18 protein-coding genes are annotated in these 18992 nt (G+C 68.2%); 11 read left to right on the top strand and 7 right to left on the bottom strand.

Annotated features, from left to right (window positions below):
- Positions 1-2: 2 nt before the first annotated feature.
- Positions 3-1004, top strand: a complete 1002-nt coding sequence (locus SYV04_RS16640; RefSeq protein ID WP_422723944.1) for a DUF1015 family protein — start codon at positions 3-5, stop codon at positions 1002-1004.
- Positions 1005-1037: 33 nt separating this feature from the next.
- On the top strand, positions 1038-1811 hold the full coding sequence (locus tag SYV04_RS16635) for a tRNA1(Val) (adenine(37)-N6)-methyltransferase (RefSeq protein ID WP_321546774.1): 774 nt from the start codon (positions 1038-1040) through the stop codon (positions 1809-1811).
- 1 nt (position 1812) lies between these two features.
- Here the strand turns inward: SYV04_RS16635 and SYV04_RS16630 are convergent, their stop codons facing one another.
- The 3 genes from SYV04_RS16630 to SYV04_RS16620 are packed head-to-tail and all read right to left on the bottom strand — an operon-like array spanning position 1813 to position 3679.
- The gene (locus SYV04_RS16630; RefSeq protein ID WP_321546773.1) at positions 1813-2703 is read right to left on the bottom strand and encodes a carbohydrate kinase family protein; all 891 of its coding nucleotides are present in this window, start codon (positions 2701-2703) and stop codon (positions 1813-1815) included.
- Positions 2704-2742: 39 nt separating this feature from the next.
- On the bottom strand, positions 2743-3219 hold the full coding sequence (locus SYV04_RS16625; RefSeq protein ID WP_321546772.1) for a hypothetical protein: 477 nt from the start codon (positions 3217-3219) through the stop codon (positions 2743-2745).
- A 37-nt stretch (positions 3220-3256) separates the two neighbouring features.
- Positions 3257-3679, bottom strand: coding sequence for a DoxX family protein (locus tag SYV04_RS16620; RefSeq protein WP_321546771.1), 423 nt, complete (start codon positions 3677-3679; stop codon positions 3257-3259).
- Positions 3680-3930: 251 nt separating this feature from the next.
- Between SYV04_RS16620 and SYV04_RS16615 the strand changes: the two genes are divergently transcribed.
- From SYV04_RS16615 to SYV04_RS16595, 5 genes are all read left to right on the top strand, one after another.
- A complete protein-coding gene (locus SYV04_RS16615; RefSeq protein WP_321546770.1) occupies positions 3931-4503 on the top strand; it encodes a hypothetical protein in 573 nt (190 codons plus the stop codon).
- A 106-nt stretch (positions 4504-4609) separates the two neighbouring features.
- A complete protein-coding gene (locus SYV04_RS16610) occupies positions 4610-5062 on the top strand; it encodes a DUF2147 domain-containing protein (protein ID WP_321546769.1) in 453 nt (150 codons plus the stop codon).
- A 237-nt stretch (positions 5063-5299) separates the two neighbouring features.
- Positions 5300-6394: a serine hydrolase domain-containing protein gene (locus SYV04_RS16605; RefSeq protein ID WP_321546768.1), complete on the top strand. Its 1095-nt coding sequence runs from the start codon at positions 5300-5302 to the stop codon at positions 6392-6394.
- Between the two features lies 1 nt (position 6395).
- On the top strand, positions 6396-8243 hold the full coding sequence (locus SYV04_RS16600) for an amidohydrolase (RefSeq protein ID WP_321546767.1): 1848 nt from the start codon (positions 6396-6398) through the stop codon (positions 8241-8243).
- 3 nt (positions 8244-8246) lie between these two features.
- A complete protein-coding gene (locus tag SYV04_RS16595) occupies positions 8247-8948 on the top strand; it encodes a YoaK family protein (RefSeq protein WP_321546766.1) in 702 nt (233 codons plus the stop codon).
- Between the two features lie 139 nt (positions 8949-9087).
- On the opposite strand, the gene SYV04_RS16590 is transcribed toward SYV04_RS16595, so the two are convergent.
- The 3 genes from SYV04_RS16590 to SYV04_RS16580 are packed head-to-tail and all read right to left on the bottom strand — an operon-like array spanning position 9088 to position 10105.
- Positions 9088-9480 carry a hypothetical protein gene (locus tag SYV04_RS16590; protein ID WP_321546765.1) on the bottom strand — a complete coding sequence of 131 codons (393 nt, stop codon included), beginning with the start codon at positions 9478-9480 and terminating at the stop codon, positions 9088-9090.
- A 44-nt stretch (positions 9481-9524) separates the two neighbouring features.
- Complete coding sequence (locus SYV04_RS16585; RefSeq protein ID WP_321546764.1) at positions 9525-9857, bottom strand: hypothetical protein; 333 nt, start codon at positions 9855-9857, stop codon at positions 9525-9527.
- A 35-nt stretch (positions 9858-9892) separates the two neighbouring features.
- Positions 9893-10105: a hypothetical protein gene (locus tag SYV04_RS16580; RefSeq protein ID WP_321546763.1), complete on the bottom strand. Its 213-nt coding sequence runs from the start codon at positions 10103-10105 to the stop codon at positions 9893-9895.
- A gap of 374 nt (positions 10106-10479) precedes the next feature.
- Between SYV04_RS16580 and SYV04_RS16575 the strand changes: the two genes are divergently transcribed.
- Both SYV04_RS16575 and SYV04_RS16570 read left to right on the top strand, forming a co-directional pair.
- Positions 10480-11583, top strand: a complete 1104-nt coding sequence (locus SYV04_RS16575) for a citrate synthase (protein WP_321546762.1) — start codon at positions 10480-10482, stop codon at positions 11581-11583.
- Positions 11584-11688: 105 nt separating this feature from the next.
- The gene (locus tag SYV04_RS16570) at positions 11689-14499 is read left to right on the top strand and encodes a Kelch repeat-containing protein (protein WP_321546761.1); all 2811 of its coding nucleotides are present in this window, start codon (positions 11689-11691) and stop codon (positions 14497-14499) included.
- 50 nt (positions 14500-14549) lie between these two features.
- Here the strand turns inward: SYV04_RS16570 and SYV04_RS16565 are convergent, their stop codons facing one another.
- Positions 14550-15086 carry a hypothetical protein gene (locus SYV04_RS16565; RefSeq protein WP_321546760.1) on the bottom strand — a complete coding sequence of 179 codons (537 nt, stop codon included), beginning with the start codon at positions 15084-15086 and terminating at the stop codon, positions 14550-14552.
- A gap of 131 nt (positions 15087-15217) precedes the next feature.
- On the opposite strand from SYV04_RS16565, the gene SYV04_RS16560 reads away from it, so the two are divergent.
- Positions 15218-15940 carry a hypothetical protein gene (locus SYV04_RS16560; protein ID WP_321546759.1) on the top strand — a complete coding sequence of 241 codons (723 nt, stop codon included), beginning with the start codon at positions 15218-15220 and terminating at the stop codon, positions 15938-15940.
- 18 nt (positions 15941-15958) lie between these two features.
- Positions 15959-18958, top strand: coding sequence for a serine/threonine-protein kinase (locus tag SYV04_RS16555; protein WP_321546758.1), 3000 nt, complete (start codon positions 15959-15961; stop codon positions 18956-18958).
- Positions 18959-18992 lie beyond the last annotated feature (34 nt).

Raw genomic sequence — 18992 nt, 5'->3', positions numbered from 1 at the left:
AGTTGGAGCGGTGGCGCGCCTCGGGCGCCGTCCTCCGGGATCCCCGGCCTGCCCTGTACGTCGTGGAGCTCCACGGCCCGGCAGGGAGGCTCAGCGGGCCCCCGGTCCGCTTCCTCCTGTGCTCGCTGAGGCCGGACGCGGCGGCGCCACTCGAACATGACCCGTATCGGCCGCGCTCGTGGTGCGCCGAGCCGGCGATCACCCTGGCCGCGGATGACCACGGCGTGCTGCGCACCCTGCTGGCCGAGGCCGCCGAGCGCGGCGGCGTGGTGTGGCAGGGGGCCTTCGATGGGGCGCGGGTGGTGCTGCGCCGCATCGAGCCTTCGGCGGTGTCCAAGCGCATCCAGTCCGTGCTGGATGAGGCGCCCATGCGCCCCCTGGCGGCGTTGGATGAGCAGCACCCGACGCTGGCGGCGGTCGTGCCCTTGTCGGACCCGGGGCTGCAGCTCGAGCCCATCCACCGGGCCCTCAAGGGGGTGGAGACCTTCAAGGAGGAGACGTTCCTCACGTTGGTCAACGCGTACGCGCGGACCTATGAGCTGGACGAGCCGCTGACGACGCCTCGGGGGCTGGCCGCCGCGCGCGAGCGTCTGGCCACGCTCATCAGCGGGCAGCACGCGGTGCTGCTCGTGTTGCCCGAGGGGCGGGGGAAGATCCTCCGGTTCCGGCAGGGGTTGGACCTGGCGCACCTGAAGGGAGCGCCGCGCAACCCGACCCTGCGCAGCCTGGACCTGGCGCTGCTCAACTCGCTGGTGCTGCGCACGGTGCTGGGCATCAAGGATCCCGAGGCGCCCGCGCACCCGCATGTCTTCCCGGTGCGGGAGCTGGAGTCGCTGGTGCAGGGCGTCCAGTCGGGGATCTTCCAGGCGGGCTTCGCCCTGAACCCTCCGCCGGTCTGGGAGGTGAGAGCGGTGATGGAGGCAGCCGCCACGCTCCCGCCGTGGACGCTGCGGGTCGAGCCCCTTCCTCCAGCGGGCCTCCTGTTCCTGGACCCCCAGGCATAGTTTTTACAGGTGAGGCTCCCGTCGGCGCGATCCGTGTTGGAGTGGCCCCAGAGCGTGCGGCTCGCGCTGCACGCGGGGCTGGGGGAGACGCTCGACTCCATCTGTGGGGGCGAGGTGCAGGTGCTCCAGCGGCGGACGGGCTACCGCTTCACGTTGGATCCCATCCTGCTGGCGCACTTCGCGGTCTTCGAGGCGGGCGCGCACCGGGGGCGGTTGATCGATCTGGGGACGGGCAGCGGCATCATCCCGCTCATCCTGGCGAAGCGGCTGGGGCGCAAGGACATCACGGCGCTGGAGCTGCAGCCGCGGCTGTACTCGCTGGCCGAGCGCAACGTGTACCTCAACCGGTGTGAGCAGCAGGTCACGCTGGTGCAGGGGGATCTGCGGCAGGTGGAGCAGTTCTTCGCGGCGGGGAGCTTCAGCCACGTGCTGTGCAACCCTCCGTATCGGGCGTGTGCCACGGGGCGCAGCAGCCTGACGGTGGAGAAGGCCATCGCGCGGCACGAGGTGGCGTGCTCGCTGCCGGATGTGGTGCGAGCGGCCCGACACCTGCTGGCGCAGCGCGGGGGGCTGTGCGTGGTGTACCCGTCGGCGCGGTTCGCGGAGCTGGCGGCGGTGCTGCGAGAGCACCGGCTGGAGCCGAGGACCATGCGCATGGTGCATCCGCGAGCCGACCGCCCGGCGAAGCTGGTGCTGCTACACGCGGTGAAGGGGGGACGGGCGGACCTGACGGTGCTGCCGCCGCTGGTGCTGCACGCGGAGGACGAGCACGCGTTCACCGAAGAGGTGAGCGCGATGGTGGAGTGAGTCACCCGAAGTGGCGCCGGTACTCCGCCTCCAGCAACTCCGGGGAGAGGGTAGGGGAGGCCAGCTCCTCGGAGGTGACGCACAGGGCGCCCACGATGCTGGCCAGGCGCAGGCACTGCTCGATCGGATGGCCCCGGGAGTGACCGAAGAGGAAGCCAGCGAAGAAGGCATCCCCCGCGCCGTTGGTGTCTCGCACGGTGTAGCCGGGCACGATGGGGGTCTCGATCCAGCGACCGTCCGAGGTCAGCGCGGAGGAGCCGTGCCGGCCGTGGGTGCAGACCACGAGCTTCTTTCCGCTGCGCACCATGTGCTCCATGAAAGGTCGGGGCTCGGGCATGGCATCGGAGCTCATGAAGATGCAGTCGGCCGCCACGAGGAAGTCGGCGTGGTACGGGTTGCGGCCGTCATAGTCATGCAGGTCGCACCAGAGCTCCTTGCCCGCGTTTCGCACCGCGTGGATCACGCGGCGTGTGTAGTTGATGATGTTGAGCACCACGTAGTCGTGCGTGGGGATGAGGGCTTTGATGCGGTCCAGGTCGAGCTCCGGCTCGAACGTCGCATGCGCCATGTAGATGGAGATGCGCCCGCCGTCGGAGTCCATGAGGTTGACGTGGCGCTCGGTGCCGCGCGGATCGATGTCCCGGACGAAGTCGATGCCCTCGTGGCGAAGGCGCTCCTCGATGCGCTGGCCGTAGGTGTCCGCGCCGACCAGGGCATGCAGGGTGACGTCGAAGCCCAGCTTGCGGAGGTTCAGCGCCTTGCCGGCCCCGGTGGAGCCGAGCGTCTCGTGGTAGCCCTGACTGAAGACGGTCTGCGAGCGAGGCTCGGGGAACCGGTTGAGGCGAATCAGGGTGTCGAACGAAACTCCGCCAATGACCAGGGCGCGGGGCATCTCCATCCCTTCGTGGGCATCGGGTGGGTGAGTCCGACTTCAGTCATTCAGGGCGCCGAGGCGGATCCACTCGACGATGGCGTCGAGCTCGTTCTGCTTGGCCCCCTCGGTGCCTCGGGGCATCACAACGCCGTACTTTTCATCGAGCGGCAGGCGGAGCTTCTGGACGAGGAAGCTCTCCTCGGGCTTGCCGGGGACCACCAGCTTCAGGCCCTCGCTCCGGGCCGCCCTGTTCTGAGAGAGCGTATTGATGAGCGCCGCGTAGGACTTGCCGGTCGAGAGGTCCAGTGCCTCCAGACTCTGGCCGGTGCCGTGGCACTGGCTGAAGCCGCACCCCTTGTCGAAGATCTTGGCCTGGATGACGGACAGCTTGGGCTCGATGACCGGGAGCTGAGGCGGAGCGGGCTGCGGCGTGGGCGAGGGATCTTCCACCGGCGCTTCGCCGCCGCAGGCCACCATCAGCGCCCAGAGGGTGAACAGGGAAGCAGCACCACGAATACGCAGGCGGATCGACATACGGGCTGGAGCGTCCTGGAGAGAATGCGGACACGGATCATCTAACGTCTCGCCCGAAGAGGCGAGGACTCCCGGGCGCTGGAGCACCTCGCCAGGCCACCGCGAGGAAGGTCACGATCAAGAGCACGCTGAACTCCATGCCGCCGGTGCCAGCGCCGACCACGAACCAGCCGGAGTGGCGATGCACCAGCGCTATCCCCACGGCGAGCTCCACGGCGAACCAGAGCGCCAACGGTCTCCGGAAGTGGCCCGCGGCGAGCGCGAGGCCGCCAGCGATCTCGACGACGGTGAGGGTCCAGGCGATCACCTCCCCAGCAGGCAGTCCTTGGGAGGCCAGGAACCCCCCAAAGGCGTTGACGATGCCGAGGTAGGTACGCGCCACGCCGTGGATGACCATCATGGCCGCCGCGGCGATGCGCACCAGGAGCCGGTCCGGCGTATCGAGGTGGAAGAGGGTCATCGGAGGGCTCCTCAGTCCGCTGAATAGTGACATGGGAGGCTACAACCGAGGGCCCGCGTGTGACGTGAAAGGCTACAAATCTTCGTGCGGGTGAACCCCGCCTGCCTCGCCTCCCAAGGAGAGCAGGGCTTCAGGGTCTTGGCATGCTGTCTGCACATCGTGTGATTGCCCGTTGAGCCACGAAAACTGGCTCCGCTGGGTCCATGCAGACGGACTGGAAGTCTCCTCGCCACACACCCCCTGAGGTCCTCATGAAGAAGCAATTCCTGAAGGTGTTTGCGTTCATCGCGGCCGTTCTCTTCGTCGCCCAGCCCGCGGTGGCTTCGGAGTGCGACACCCGGGAGGCGTTGTTCAAGGCCGCTGCCGAGTCCGGCGTGAAGCTCAACCTCGAGCAGACGGTGACCGCCTCCTCGGACAGCATCACCTTCGCGGGCTCCAGCATCGCGGGCTTCGAGCAGATTCCCGCCACCCGGCTCCCCCGAGGCGTGGACGCGGGCTTCATCTACCTGAATGCCCCTGAGAGCGGCATTCCGGCTGACTTCTACCGGCTCCACACCCAGGCCCCGGCTCCGCAGAAGGGCATCCATGAGGGCACCGTCAGCCTCGTCTCCCGGTCGGGCAAGGTGGTCGCCCAGCTGCCCGCCACCCTGGAGACGTGGTCCATGGAGGTGCCCCGTCCGCTTCCCTACGAGCGGACCCTGATGGAGGCCCAGCTGCACAACGAGCCTGCCTCCTCCGAGGGGGTGATGGCCGCCAAGCCCCGGCTCACCATCATCATTCGTTGCCCGAACGGCACCACCATCATCATCCGGATCGGGTGGTAGTCCGGGACCCTGAATGTTGAAGGGACATGGATTCGGCCAGCATCCCTGGCCGAATCCATGCACGGCCGTCATGTTTGGTGCATCCTTGCCGCGGGAGGAGCCCAGAATGACTGCAAGCCGTTGGTTGGGACTGGCCGTGGTGACCACCCTGTTGGTGTCCACGAGTGCGCTGGCTCAGGCGCCGAGCGCGGTGGGGCGTTGGACCACCATCGATGACGAGACGAAGAAGCCGAAGTCCGTCATCGCCATCTACGAGGAGGGCGGCAAGCTGTACGGGAAGATCGAGAAGATCTTCCCCGACCCCAACGCGCCTGAGAACCCGACCTGCGACAAGTGTGAGGGGGCGCTGAAGAACCAGCCCATCATCGGCATGGTCATCATGCGCGACCTCAAGAAGGACGACGACGAGTGGTCGGGTGGCACGATCCTCGATCCGAGCAACGGCAAGACGTACAAGTGCAAGATCGCCGTTGAGGACGGGGGCAAGAAGCTGAAGGTCCGCGGCTACATCGGCATGTCGCTGCTGGGGCGCACCCAGCACTGGGTCCGCGCCGAGTAGTTGGCATAGACGCTGGCTATCGATCCATTGCCGGGCGCGGCTAGCACCGAGAAGTCTCCGAAGCAGGTGGCTGAGGCGCTGATGGCGAAGGCCGGCAGCGCTCGGCTGCACGGGTGAAGCTGTGCGTCTCCGCGACAGCGAGGAGGCGTCGCGGGAAGTCGCTTCTCCTGAGTGCGGTGGGTGCCTGACCTGGAAATGCCCTGCGGAAGTCCGGGCGATTCTGGTAACCCGCCATCCATGAACGTGCCCCATTCGCTCAAACTGCTCCTGTTGCTGGTCTCACTGGCTTGCGGTTGCAAGCACACGCCTGTCGCCGAGGCGCACAGCTCACGGCACAACGGCTGGGAGCTTTCCGATGCCCACGCTGATCGGGAACGACTCCAGGTGCTCAAGGACCGGATCGCCCGCAACGAGTACAAGGACATCCGCAGCATCATCGTCATCCGAGACGGCAAGCTGCTCGTCGAGGAGTACTTCAACGGCGCCACCGCGCAGCAGCTTCACGATGTGCGCTCGGTGGGCAAGACGTTCGCGTCCGCCCTCATGGGCATTGCCCTCCAGGAGGGGCACCTGCGCAGCGTCGAACAGCCGCTCTCGGAGTTCTACGACCTGACGAAGTACCAGAACTTCAGCCCAGCGAAAGCCAGCGTCACCCTCGAGCACCTGGTGACCATGAACTCGGCGTTCGAGGGCAACGACAACGACGCCCAATCGGTGGGGAACGAAGAGAACATGTACCCGCAGGGCAACTGGGTGGAGTGGACCTTGAACCTGCCCATGGACCCGAACGCGGTCTCCGGCAAACGGTGGAGCTACTTCACCGCGGGTGTCGTCCTCCTGGGCGACGTGCTGAACCTGCGCGTCCCCGGAGGGCTGGAGCGGTATGCGGACAGCAAGCTCTTCAAGCCCCTGGGGATCGAGCGCTATCAGTGGGTCTACACCCCTCAGGGAGCCCCCAGCCTCGCGGGCGGCCTGCAGCTGGCACCTCTCGACTTCGCGAAGTTCGGGCAGCTCTACAAGAACAACGGCCGCTGGGGTGAGCAGCAGATCCTCTCCCCGGAGTGGGTCGCGCGGTCGTTGTCACGCCACCATGCGACGACCTTCCCCGGCGATAGTTACGGGTACCTGTGGTGGAACAAGGTGTACCGGGTGGGAGAGCAGGCCCACGAGACGTTCTATTGCAGCGGCAACGGGGGCAATAAGATCTTCGTCTTCAAGGACCAGCCGCTCGTCATCGTCGTGACGTCCAGTGCCTACAACCGGCGGTACATGCACAAGCAGGTGGACGAGATGATGGAGCAGTTCATCCTCCCCGCGGTGCTGGGTAGATAGGATGGCCGACACCCTGATCCTCCATGCGAAGATCACGACGCTCGATCGTGCAAATCCCACGGCAGAAGCGGTCGCGATCCGCGACGGCAGATTCCTGGTGGTGGGAGACGAGGCCACGGTCCGCGCGGCGGCAAGCCCGAATGCGACCGTGATCGACGCCAAGGGACGCCGGCTCATCCCCGGGCTGATCGACAGCCACATCCACGTCATCCGCGGCGGGCTCAACTACAACATGGAGCTGCGCTGGGACGGCGTGCCGACGCTGGCCGACGCGATGGCCATGCTCCGGAAGCAGGCCCAGAACACCCCTCCGCCGCAGTGGGTGCGCGTCGTGGGCGGCTTCACCGAGCATCAGTTCGCCGAGAAGCGCCTGCCAACGCTCGAGGAGATCAACGCCGTCGCGCCCGAAACGCCGGTGTTCATCCTGCACCTCTATGATCGCGCCCTGCTCAACGCCGCGGCGCTGCGCGCCGTGGGCTACACCCGGGATACGCCCAGCCCTCCTGGCGGAGAGATCGTCCGCGATGCCGCGGGCAACCCTACCGGGCTGCTACTCGCCCAGCCCAATGCGATGATCCTCTACGCGACGCTCGCCAAGGGGCCCAAGCTTCCGCCCGAGTACCAGCTCAACTCGACCCGGCATTTCATGCGCGAGCTGAACAGCCTTGGCGTCACCAGTGTGATCGACGCGGGCGGCGGCTCTCAGAACTATCCCGAGGACTATCAGATCATCGAGAAGCTGCACCGCGACGGCGAGCTGACCCTGCGCATCGCCTACAACCTGTTCACGCAGAAGCCGAAGGAAGAGCTCAAGGACTTCGCGACCTGGTCGACCCAGGTGAAGCCCGGCGACGGCGACGATACCTATCGCCATAACGGCGCAGGCGAGATGCTCGTCTATTCTGCGGCCGACTTCGAGGACTTCCGAGTCGCCCGGCCCGACATGCCGCCCCACATGGAGGCCGATCTCGAGCCCGTCATCCGCCTGCTGGCCGAGCGGCGCTGGCCCTGGCGGCTCCATGCCACCTACGACCCGACGATCGGACGCGCGCTCGACGTCTTCGAGAAGGTCCACCGCGACATTCCGCTCACCGGCCTCCACTGGTTCTTCGACCATGCCGAGACGATCAGCGAGCGCAACATCGACCGGATCGCGGCACTCGGCGGTGGCATCGCCGTGCAGCACCGTATGGCCTACCAGGGCGAATATTTCGTCGAGCGCTATGGCGCCAGGGCCGCCGAGGCGACCCCGCCGGTCCAGCGGATGATGGCGGCAGGGCTGCCGGTCGGCGCGGGGACCGACGCGACCCGTGTCGCGAGCTACAACCCCTGGGTATCGCTCTCCTGGCTCGTCACCTCGAAGACGGTCGGCGGCCTGCGCCTCTATCCCGCGGCGAATCGGCTCGACCGCGAGACCGCGCTGCGGCTGTGGACCGAGGCCAACACCTGGTTCTCGAACGAGCAGGGAAAGAAGGGCCAGATCAAAGCGGGTCAGCTCGCCGACCTGGCGCTGCTGTCCGACGATTACTTCTCGGTGCCCGAGGACAAGATCGCGACGCTGCGCTCGGTGCTGACCCTGCTCGGCGGCAAGGTCGTCTTCGCTGAGGGCGATGATGCGAAGCTCGCGCCGCCGATGCCCAAGCCGATGCCCGACTGGTCGCCGGTCGCGACCTTCGGCGGCTATTGGCGGCCGCCCGAGGCCCGCACGAAGCAGGCCTCGGCCTGCGGCTGCCATGACGTATGCTCTCTCCATGGACATGACCATGCCGCTGCCCTGGGGGCCCCTGTCGCGGCCGCCGAGGTCCAGCGCTTCTGGGGCGTGCTCGGCTGTGGCTGCTGGGCCGTCTGAGAGATGACCCCTCCCGCTCCCACCTCCGCCCCGCCGCTGATCTGGCTGGCCCTGCTGCTGTCGGTGACGACTGGCCTGGTCGATGCCATCAGCGTGCTCGGGCTCGGTAAGGTCTTCACCGCCAACATGACCGGCAATGTCGTGTTCCTGGGCTTCGCCGTCGCCGGCACGCCGGGCTTCCACTTCGCGCCCTATCTCGCCGCGATGTCGTTCTTCCTGGCCGGAGCCGTGATCGCAGGGCAGATCGCCAGGGCGCAGCGCGGCAGGCCGCTGCGGCGCTGGCTGCTGCTCGCGGCGATGATGGAGGCCCTGTTGCTCTGGCTCGCGGCCATCATCGCCACCGGGTTCGACATCGCGTCGCAGTCGCCCGGCCCCTCCCTGTACGCGATCATCGCGCTGACAGCGCTCACCATGGGTTTCCGCAATGCCACGGTCCGCCAGCTCAAGATCCCCGAGGTCACCACTACCGTCCTCACGCTGACCCTGACGGGCCTTGCGGCGGATTCGACGCTGGCGGGCGGGACCAATCCCAATTGGGCGCGCCGGCTGGGCAGTGTCGCCGCGATCTTCGCGGGCGCGGTGATTGGCGCCACGCTGGTACTTCATGTTGGGCTGGTTGCCCCGCTGATTCTGGCCGGAGTGCTCGTGTTGGCCGGGACCGCCGTCTGCGCGCGGCATCCGGCAGCGGCGCAGCTGATCAGCTGAGCGGATTCGCCCGCCGGACTGCCCTGGCGCATCTGCACCCTGTCGACAAGCTCTCCTCTCAAGAAGGGGAGGGGCCCCCGTGGAGCGTGTGCTCGCTCGGGCAACCCCTCCCTGTTCACTCGGTATCGTGCAGGCTTGGTCAATCCTGCGCGTGAATCTTCCGCATCGTTACATCGGTCGCGTCACCTCTGCCGGTGAGCGTGAAGTGGATCTTCTTCCCCTTGGGGCACGCCCAATCGCTGTCCTGACTGCCGGACTCCGCGAACTCGGTATGGACGTAAACGCACTGACCATCCGCATCATGGTCCTTGACCCACCCATTGACGGTCACCTTCTTTCCCCCTGCCTTGCATTCCCTGGCCATGAAGGAACCCCAGTCGTTTTTGTCGCCATGGGTATCGCAGTCCTTGGCGGCGGCGAGCACGGCGCCTGGCTCGATGCGAGCGATTTCCGAGATCCCGGCGGACGCGGGTTGACTGAAGGAAAGAGCTGCGACCGCAATACTGAAGATTGCTGTGAGTTCTTTTCTCATGATTTTGCTCCGTGATAGGGGTGGCGCTTCAGCCTCCCTATCCGCTAGTTGTTGTTGATCGTCACGAAACCCGGGCCCTCTGCCTTGACATGGTATTTGCCGTACAGACCCGTGATCGTTTTACGGGTTCCCGTCCAGCCGCCTCGGCCCGAATGCACCATCGCCCCGTTTTTACTGTCATACACTTTGTACTTCACGCGCGGGGAGACATCGATATGAACGAAGTTCCCCTGGGGATTGGCGGGCACTGACTGGGTCGTGCATTTCCAGGGCTCTTTCGCCATCTTGCACGTATTCGAGGCCGCGAAGGCCGATGGCGCTGCCAGGAGGGCAGCAACCGTCGCCATCAGGAGCCCTCGATTGATAAAGGAACTCATGTCTTCATCCTTTCTCTCGCGAAGAGTGCTCCGAGTTAATTGTTGCTGATGTAGCCGTAGCCGCCGAATGGATTGTCGACGTACAGCTTGTACTCCTGGCCATGCAGCCCGGGGATCGTCCCTCGCTTCCCCGTCTTGCCGGCGGTCCCCGTACGCAGAACCTTTCGGGTCTGCTCGTCCTTGACCTTGTAGTTTGCCGAGGGACTGACCTCGAAGAAGACGACGTGCTTGGACGGGTTGGCACGCACCGTCCCCGTCTCGCACTTTCCGCTAAACGGTCTCGGCTTGATCAAACAACTCGAGGACGCCGCTTCGGCAGTGCCGCTCACAACAAGAAGTGCTGCGCTTGCTGCCGCGGTCACCAATCCCTTCAGAATCGATAGAGACATATTCGCTCCTCCTCTAGGAATGATTGCTTTGGCACCAACTGCCACTTCTGGCTTCGGTGGATTTGATCCACCATTCAAGGCGGAGGCAGCGGATGGTCGTTGTGACTCAATGGCGAAGTGGCCCCACGCTCTTCGGACTCCCCTGGCTTACAGGGGCACACTCATGTCGATTGTCGAATCGAGTTTCCAGGCTCGTGGCCAGCGCTTAATCCTCGTGCAGGAGGAAACCGAGCATGGGCACGACAGAGGCAGCACTGCAGGCAGGGCTTGAAGGGGTCGTCGTCGCGGAGACCCAGTTGAGCGAGGTGGATGGCGAGCGCGGACGGCTGGTCATCGCCGGGAGTGATGTGGAGTCACTCGCGGGGGCCGTCTCCTTCGAGGAGGTGTGCGCGAGGCTCTGGGCGCCGTACGCCCAGGCGCCGCTGCCCTCCTCGCTCCAGGCCTCCCTCGGGGAGGCGCGCGTGCGGTCCTTCGGGCTGCTGGAGGGGCTGGGCAATGCCTTCTCGGCCGAGGAGGGGATGGACGCGCTCCGAGCCGCGATGGCCCATGTTCCCATCCCGCCGGGTAGCGAGCAGGAGACGTTCCTCTTGCTAACAGGCGCCGCCGCGGTGTTCACGGGCGCGTGGGCTCGGCGCAGGCGCGGGCTGGCGCCCGTGCGGCCGGATCCCAAGCTGTCCCATGCCGCGGACCTGCTGCGCATGGTCACCGGAGAGCATCAGCCCGAGCGCGCCGCCGGGCTCGATGCGTACCTGGTCACCGTCTCGGACCATGGCTTGAATGCCTCCACGTTCACCGCGCGCGTCATCACCTCGACGGGCTCGGATGCGGTGTCCGCCACGGTGGGCGCCATCGGCGCGCTCAAGGGCCCGCTCCATGGTGGGGCGCCGGGGCCCGTGCTGGACATGCTCGACGCCATCGCTCGACCGGAGAACGCGGCGTCGTGGCTGGAAGGGGAGTTGAAGGCCGGCCGCCGCATCATGGGCATGGGCCACCGCATCTACCGCGTGCGAGATCCTCGCGCCGCCGTGCTGGAGCGCGCCATCGAGCGGCTGGAGCGCGGAGGGCTGCGGACCGACCGGCTCGCGCTGGCGCGGGCGGTGGAGCGCGCCGCCGAGGAGCTGCTCCGTCAGCGCTACCCCGATCGCCCGCTGCGCGCCAACGTGGAGTTCTACACGGCCGTGCTGCTCGACGCGGTGGGACTGGATCGGACGCTGTTCTCCACCGCCTTCGCCTGTGGCCGCGTCGCGGGCTGGCTCGGGCACGTCGCCGAGCAGCGAGCCACCGGTAAGCTCATCCGGCCCGCCTCCCGCTACGTGGGCACGATGCCGAAGGAGTAGAGTGGCGGCCGAGCGCGCGAGGGGCACGCACACTTTTTTTTGCGACATTCGGCGGCGGCGGCTGTCACCGTCATGATGCCACTTCAACCGGAGAGTTCTCGCATCATGATGAGCATTCGAAGCGTCTTTCTGCGCCTCGGAGCCCTGGGGATTGCCTGGGGAGTCGGGCTGCTGGGCTGTGGTGGCGAGATGGACACCACGAGCGAGTCCGCGCTCAGCGGGACCTCCGCTTCCGTGGAGGCTGGGGAAACGGTCGTCTTCACCCACACCGGCGCAGACCAGACGTTCACCGTTCCCGAAGGTGTCACGCGCCTGCGCGTGAAGCTGTGGGGCGCGGGAGGGGGTGGCCAGCAGTTCGCGTCCTACGGGGGCCATGGTGGCGGAGGGGCGTTCGCGGACGCGACCCTCCGGGTGCTTCCTGGAGACGTGTTCACCGTGGTGGTGGGCGGAGGCGGCGCACCGGGCGGCTCCCCGATGGGAACCGCGGCCTACGGGGGAGGTGGCGGGACCAGCCCCCGGTTCGCGGGAGGGGGCGGCGGACGTTCCGCCATCCGACTGAACACCACGGAGTTGGTGACGGCGGGCGGCGGTGGCGGAGCCGGCGCGGAAGCGAACGGCACGTCGGGAAATGGCGGGCCCGGCGGCGCGCTTGGGCACGATGGCCTGGACGGCGCTCCCACCGACGGGACCTACGGGCTGGGCGGCCGGGGAGGAAGTGCTACCGCGGGAGGTGCGGCGGGCACGAGCGTGGGGGGGGACGGGATGCGGACGGCCCAGCCGGGCAGGCAGTTTTATGGAGGCGCCGGCTCGGTGATTTGGTCGGCCGGCCACGGGGGCTCGGGCGGTGGGGGCTACTACGGCGGCGGAGCGGGCGGCGAGGATTGGAGCGGCGGACAGGCGGGTGGCGGTGGAGGCGGATCGAGCTTCGCTCTGGGCGGCACCGTCGTGGACGGCAGTGGCTACACCGCCGGCAATCCGACGGATCCCGATTACGTGAGCGGCGTGGGCATGGGCGGGGCGGGCACGTACGCCGGCGGACATGGGCTCGTGGTCATCACCGCCGAGCAGCGGACCGAGTATCCCCCCTCCCAGATGTTCCGGTACACGGGAGCCGACCAGTTCTTCACCGTGCCCGAGGGTGCCACGCGCATTCGGGTGAAGCTCTGGGGCGCCGGAGGCGGGGGCATCTATTACCCCTACGCGGGGTTCGGCGGCGGAGGCGCCTACAGTGAGGTCACCCTGCCCGTCACCCCGGGCCAGGTCTACACGCTGGTCGTGGGGCAGGGCGGGCTGCAGGGCAGCTACTCCCTTCCGACGGGCAACGGTCGCACCTATGGCGGAGGGGGCTCTGGTGGCGCGCAGTACTCGGGGGCGGGCGGAGGGCGCTCGGCCATCCGGCTCGGCTCGACGGAACTGGCGACCGCGGGAGGAGGGGGTGGTGCCGGGGCGTCCGCGGATGGCATCAACGGCAACGGGGGCGCCGCGGGCCTCAATGGCCAGGATGGCGCCAACGGCACGGACACGGACGGCTCGTTCGGTATGGGCGGCCGAGGCGGCACCCAGAGTGCTGGCGGTGCGGCGGGAGTCGGCACTTGCAGCACCGGAGCCAGCCCCGGCACGCAGTTCGCGGGCGGAGACGGCTACCTCGCCTGGGGCTGCGGCGACGGCGGCGGTGGCGGCGGTGGCTATTTCGGGGGTGGGGGTGGCGGAGGTGACGGGAACAACGGCAACGGTGGTGGTGGTGGTGGCGGCTCGAGCCTTGCCCCCGCGGGCATCATCCTGGGGGCCTCCGGTCGCTCAGCCGCGAACCCGGTCGATATCGACTACGGGGCGGACATCGGCATGGGGGGCCTGCGCTTCAACGACGGCGGCCACGGCCTCATCGTCATCTACGTCTCCAATGAGGCGCGCGCGGGCACCTGGTCCACCACCGGCGCGCTGGCCCCGGCCCGCCGCGCCCATACGGCGACGCTGCTGCCCAACGGCAGGGTGCTCGTGGCGGGAGGGCATGCCAGCACCGGCTACCTGACGAACTCCCACGTGTACGACGCGGCCAGTGGCACCTGGTCCGCCACCGGCGCGTTGGCGCTGGCGCGCGGCTTCCATACGGCGACGCTGCTGCCCAACGGCAAGGTGCTCGTGGCGGCCGGGTATGGCGCAGCGGGCCGCACCAACACCTGCCAGCTCTATGATCCGGCGACCGGCACCTGGTCCACCACCGGCGCGCTGCCGACGGCCCGTCACGTCCACACGGCGACGCTGCTGCCCAACGGCAAGGTGCTCGTGGTGGGCGGCTCGGGCGCCAGTGGCCCGCTGGCCACGGCCCACCTGTATGACCCGGCTACCGGCACGTGGACGACCACGGGCTCGCTCTCGCAGGCCCGCTACTACCACACGGCGACGCTGCTCCCGAACGGCAAGGTGCTCGTGGCGGGCGGTGCGACGGGGACCAGCGCGATCGTCAACCGCGTCGAGCTGTATGACCCGGCCACGGGCACCTGGACGACGACGGGACCGCTCAGTCAGATCCGTTACCTTCATACGGCGACGCTGCTGCCCAACGGCAAGGTGCTGGTGACGGGGGGCACCAATGCCACCACCGTTCTCGCCAGCGCCGAGGTGTATGACCCGGCCACCAGCACCTGGACCCTCACGGCCCCGCTCAGCCAGGCGCGCTACTGGCACACGGCGACACTGCTTCCCGAAGGCAAGGTGCTCGTGGCGGCCGGGAGGAATGCCAGCACCAGCTTCGCCACCGCCGAGCTGTACGACCCGGCCACTGGCGCGTGGACCGCCACGGGCGCACTGGCGATAGCGCGCCGTATCCACACGCAGACGTTGCTGCCCAACGGCAAGGTGCTGCTGGTGGGGGGCGAGCTCAACAGCGGCTACACGGGCAGCGCGGAGCTGTACTGAGCGACGAGCTGGGCGGGTCGGCAACTTCCTGGCCCGCCCCTCGGCTACGCTCAGGGAGAGGGGCGCTGAGGGGCCTTGTAGCCCCTGCACTCCGACACGCCCTCGCAGCTCAGCACCGTCAAGAGGAGGTCATCGGTGTCAGTCTTGGGGACATAGAAGTCCTTGAACTCGGCGATCATGGTGTGGCTGTCATCGCTGATGACGAAGCGCGCGTTGCCCCCCTCCGCTCTATATCGGTCCTTGGGGATGATGAGGGTGAAGAGCGGCTCGGTGCAGCCTCCCAGCGCGATGGCCGAGCCCCCTCCGTAGGAGCGCATGGTCTGGTTGTCCTGGGTTGCTGTCGTCTGGGCCGAGATGGCCAGACATGGCTCCGGGTCCATGGCGTCGTACGTCGGCCGACCCAGGATCAGGGCGACCTGGTAGTTGTCGGCGTCCGCGCCCCCGCCTTCATGGATCCACGTATGGGTGCCGACCCTGAACTTGTACGCGGTGAAGGCCGATAGCGGCTGGGGATTCTCTTCCGGGCCGCAAGCGCCGAGCAGCAGGCAGGCGGCAACGGCACAGGTCATGGAGCGTGAGCGCGACATGAGGACCTCGAAGTCGATGTGACATTCCAACGGCGGGTTGTGTCTACCCGAATGCCGGGTCTCATTGAACCGGCACACGAAAGGACACCCCGTTGAACACCTTCCGCAACCCCTGGATACTTCTGGCCTTCTTGACCGGTCTCGCCGCCTGCGGGCCCGAGACCTCCGAGCTCCTCCCGGACGAGGCCCCGGCGCTGGGCCAGCAGGAGCAGGCCCTCAACCCGCCGCTGCAGGATCCGCAGCAGTGCAACCTGCCTGCGGGCCGCTACGCGGTGAGCGCCCGGCAGACCAGTACGCCCAACGTGTACGACGTCTGGTTCCTCAACAACGGGCTCAACTCCCTCTCCTATCCCGCCGCCAGCTGCAAGAGCATGCTCTTCGTCTGGAATGAGGCCACCGCTCCGGTGCCGCCCAATGCCCAGACCAGCCCCAGCAATGCCATCTACCGTCTGTTCGAGGGCTGGTGGTTTGGTTCGACGCCCGCCTCCGGTCCGCGGCGCTTCGCGGTGAAGGCCATCTGGCGCAACCACGACCTATACTCGGTCTATGGCACCAATCTGGAGGGCCACCTCTACACCGCCGGAGGCACTCCCGCCCGGCTCGGTGCCTTCAACTACATCGGCCCGGGCTCCGATCAGAATCACATGCTGTGGCTCGGCAACGCTCCGAGCGCGTGTGCTGGCCAGGAACTCGACTCGATCCTGTTCGGGGGCTGCATGCTCTGGTCGCTCTACCTGGAATCGGGAACCAGCCGGCTCGCTGGCTACGAGATGGTGCGAAACGCCAATGGAACCTGTCCGGCAGGGTATTACTGCCCCCAGCTGCCGCCGGTAGACTGGTACCCGTTCCCCTGAGCCGTCGGCCGCGTCTCCATGAGCCCAGAATGCCCCCCTGAAGAGGTGCTGGCTCGCTTCGCCGCGGGCACGCTCCTGGAGACGGAGCGCTCGGCGCTCGAAGGACACCTGGCCCGGTGCAGTGTGTGCTTCGAGGTGGTGTCGGCCCTGGTCGCGGGGAGCAGCTCCGCGGCCCGGGGCACCGCCTCGGCTTCCTCCGCGCCCGTGCTGGCACGGGGCACGGCCCTGGGACGCTACCTGGTGCTCGAGCCCCTCGGGGTCGGTGGCATGGGCGTGGTGTATTCCGCGTATGACCCCGGACTCGACCGGAAGGTTGCGCTCAAGCTGCTGCCGCCCCAGGGCCCGCACGGGGCCTCCTCTCCCGAGGGGAGGCTCCGGTTGCAACGCGAGGCCCGCGCGCTGGCCCGCCTGTCCCATCCCAACGTCGTCACCGTGTACGACGTGGGCAGCGAGGGCGAGCAGGTCTTCGTGGCCATGGAGCTGGTGGATGGGCAGACGCTGGGGGCGTGGCTGTCGTCCGGTGCCCACGACTGGCGACAGGTGGTGCGGTGCTTCGCGGAGGCGGGCCGAGGGCTGGCCTCCGCTCATGCGGTGGGGCTCGTTCACCGCGACTTCAAGCCCGACAACGTGCTCATCGGGCACGAGGGCCGGGTGCGCGTCACCGACTTTGGCCTGGCGCGGGTGACGGAGGACACACACGCCCCGAGGGAGCCAGTCGCGACCGCCGGAGCGGAGGGAGTCACGCGCACGGGCTCCCAGGTTTCACGGCTGTCGGGCGCCCTGTCCGGGACGCCGCGCTATATGGCGCCCGAGCAGTGGCAGGGCGAGGCCACCGGCCCGTGGACGGATCAGTTCAGCTTCTGCGTGGCGCTCTGGGAGGCGCTTCATGGTGAGCCTCCTTTCGCGGGCACCACGCCCTCCGCGCTGGGCCAAGAGGTCCTCGCGGGCCGCCTGCGCCCCATGCCCACGCAGCGCCAGGTCCCCGCGAGGCTCCACGCGGCCCTGGTGCGCGGGCTCCAGCGCGAGCCCTCGGCCCGCCACCCCTCCATGGAGGCGCTGCTGGCGCAGCTGGAGGTCGATCCGGCGCGTCGGCGCCGACGCGTGGCGGCGCTGGTGGGTACGGGGGTGGTGCTGATGGGGGTGCTGGGCGTGGGCCTCGCGCAGTGGACGTACCGCTCGGCGCAGCTGTGCGCCGGAGGGCCAGCGCGTGTCCAGTCGGCATGGGGCGCGGCGACTCGGGAGGGCGTGCGCCGGGGCCTGCTGGCCAGCGGTGTACCCAGCGCGGAGCGGACCTGGGAGCTGCTCACCCGGAGCGTGGATGCGTACACCTTCGACTGGGCCTCCATGCACCGCGAGTCCTGCGAGGCCACGCGGGTGCGAGGAGAGCAGTCCGAGCAGCTGCTCGATCGCCGCATGCTGTGCCTGGACCATGCGCTGCAACGTGTATCGGCGCTGGCGCGGGAGCTGGAGCACGCCGATCGCGCCACTGCGGGCAAGGCGATGGACGCTGTGCATGCGCTGCCCGCGCTGAGCGAGTGCGCCAACGCAGCGGTGTTGCTGGAGGCGCCGGGGCTGCCCCGGGACGCCTCCGCCCAGCGGCAGGTGCTCACGCTGCGCGAGCAGCTCGCGGAGCTGGAGACGCTGAAGGAGCTGGGCCATCTGAAGGAGGCGCTGCCGCGAGCCGAGGCGCTGAGCCAGGCTTCCGAGGCGCTGGCCTATCCCCCGCTGCAGGCCGAGGCGCTTCTGCTGGAGGGCACGCTGCTGCGCATGAGCGAGCAGATGCCCGAGGCGATCGAGCACTTCCGCCGGGCGGCACTCCGGGCGGAGGCCGGGCGCGAGGATACGCTGGCCACGCAGGCCTGGGCGAGGCTGGCGCTCATCCAAGGCACCGACCAGAAGGAGTTCGCCGAGGCGCGCCGCAGCCTCGAGTATGCCCAGGCCAAGCTCGACCGACTGGGTCGCCGGGACAGGCTCCTGGAGGCGGAGGTGCTGGGGGCGCGCTCCGGGTTGGCGGACCGGGAGGGGAACTTCGCCGAGGCGGTCGCGCTCGATCGCGAGCGCGTGGAAACCCTGGAGCAGCAGCTTGGCCCGGATGCCCCCGCGCTGGCCTCGGCCCTGCACGGCCTGGCCGCCTCGCTCTACATGCACGGGCAGCTGGACGAGGCTTCTGCCTCCATCCACCGCGCCCTGACGTTGCGAGAGCGTCACTGGGGACCTGAGACCCAGAACCTCGCCGTGGGGCTCAACCTGCTGGCCATCATCGCCAAGCACCGGCACCAACTTCCCGAAGCCCGCGAGGCGTATGAGCGCGCGCTGCGCATCTACTCCAGCCTGGGTATGGAGCAGAGCTCCCAGTACGCCCAGGCCCTGGCCAACCTGGCCAGCCTGCTCGATGATCTCGGAGAGCACGCGCAGGCGCTCGCCGCGTTCCAACGCGCCGTGACACTGGAGCGCACGAGCAGGGAACGGGACTCCGACTCCCTGGCCAACGTCCTCACGAACATGTCCTCGGTGTACCGGAGCCTCGGGCGCTTCGAGGAGGCGTTGGCGGTGGGGCTCGAGGCGCTCTCCCTGCGCACCACGCGATTCGGCCCTCGCCATGTGCTGGTGGGAGTGACGCTGGACGCGGTGGGCCTCTCGCTGATGAAGCTGGGCCGTTACACCGAGGCCCTGGAGCACTTCCGACGCGAGCTGGAGATCTTCTCCGCCACGTTCTCGGCGGAGCATCCCCACGTGGCCACAGCGCACTACCAGCTCGGTCTGGCGCTCGCCGCTCTGGAGCGGAACGCCCAGGCGCGGGCCTCGCTGGAGCGGGCGCTCGCCATCTTCGCGCGGAATCCGAACCTGGGCCCGGAGCAGGCGGAGACACGATTCCGGCTGGCGCTCCTTCAGTGGAAGAACGGCGGACCGGATCGCGCGCGTGTACGTGAACAGATTCTCGAGCTGAGAGAACGACTCCAGGAGCCCGCGCGCACCGAGGTGGACGCGTGGCTCCGTGACCATCCCGGTACGCCCTAGCGGCCTCTTCGAAGCTCGCTGCCAGCACGGGGAC

Source organism: Hyalangium ruber (assembly GCF_034259325.1).
Classification (GTDB): Bacteria; Myxococcota; Myxococcia; order Myxococcales; family Myxococcaceae; genus Hyalangium_A; species Hyalangium_A rubrum.
The sequence above is the reverse complement of the archived record's forward strand: the minus strand, read 5'-3'. Positions and strand labels throughout refer to the sequence as shown.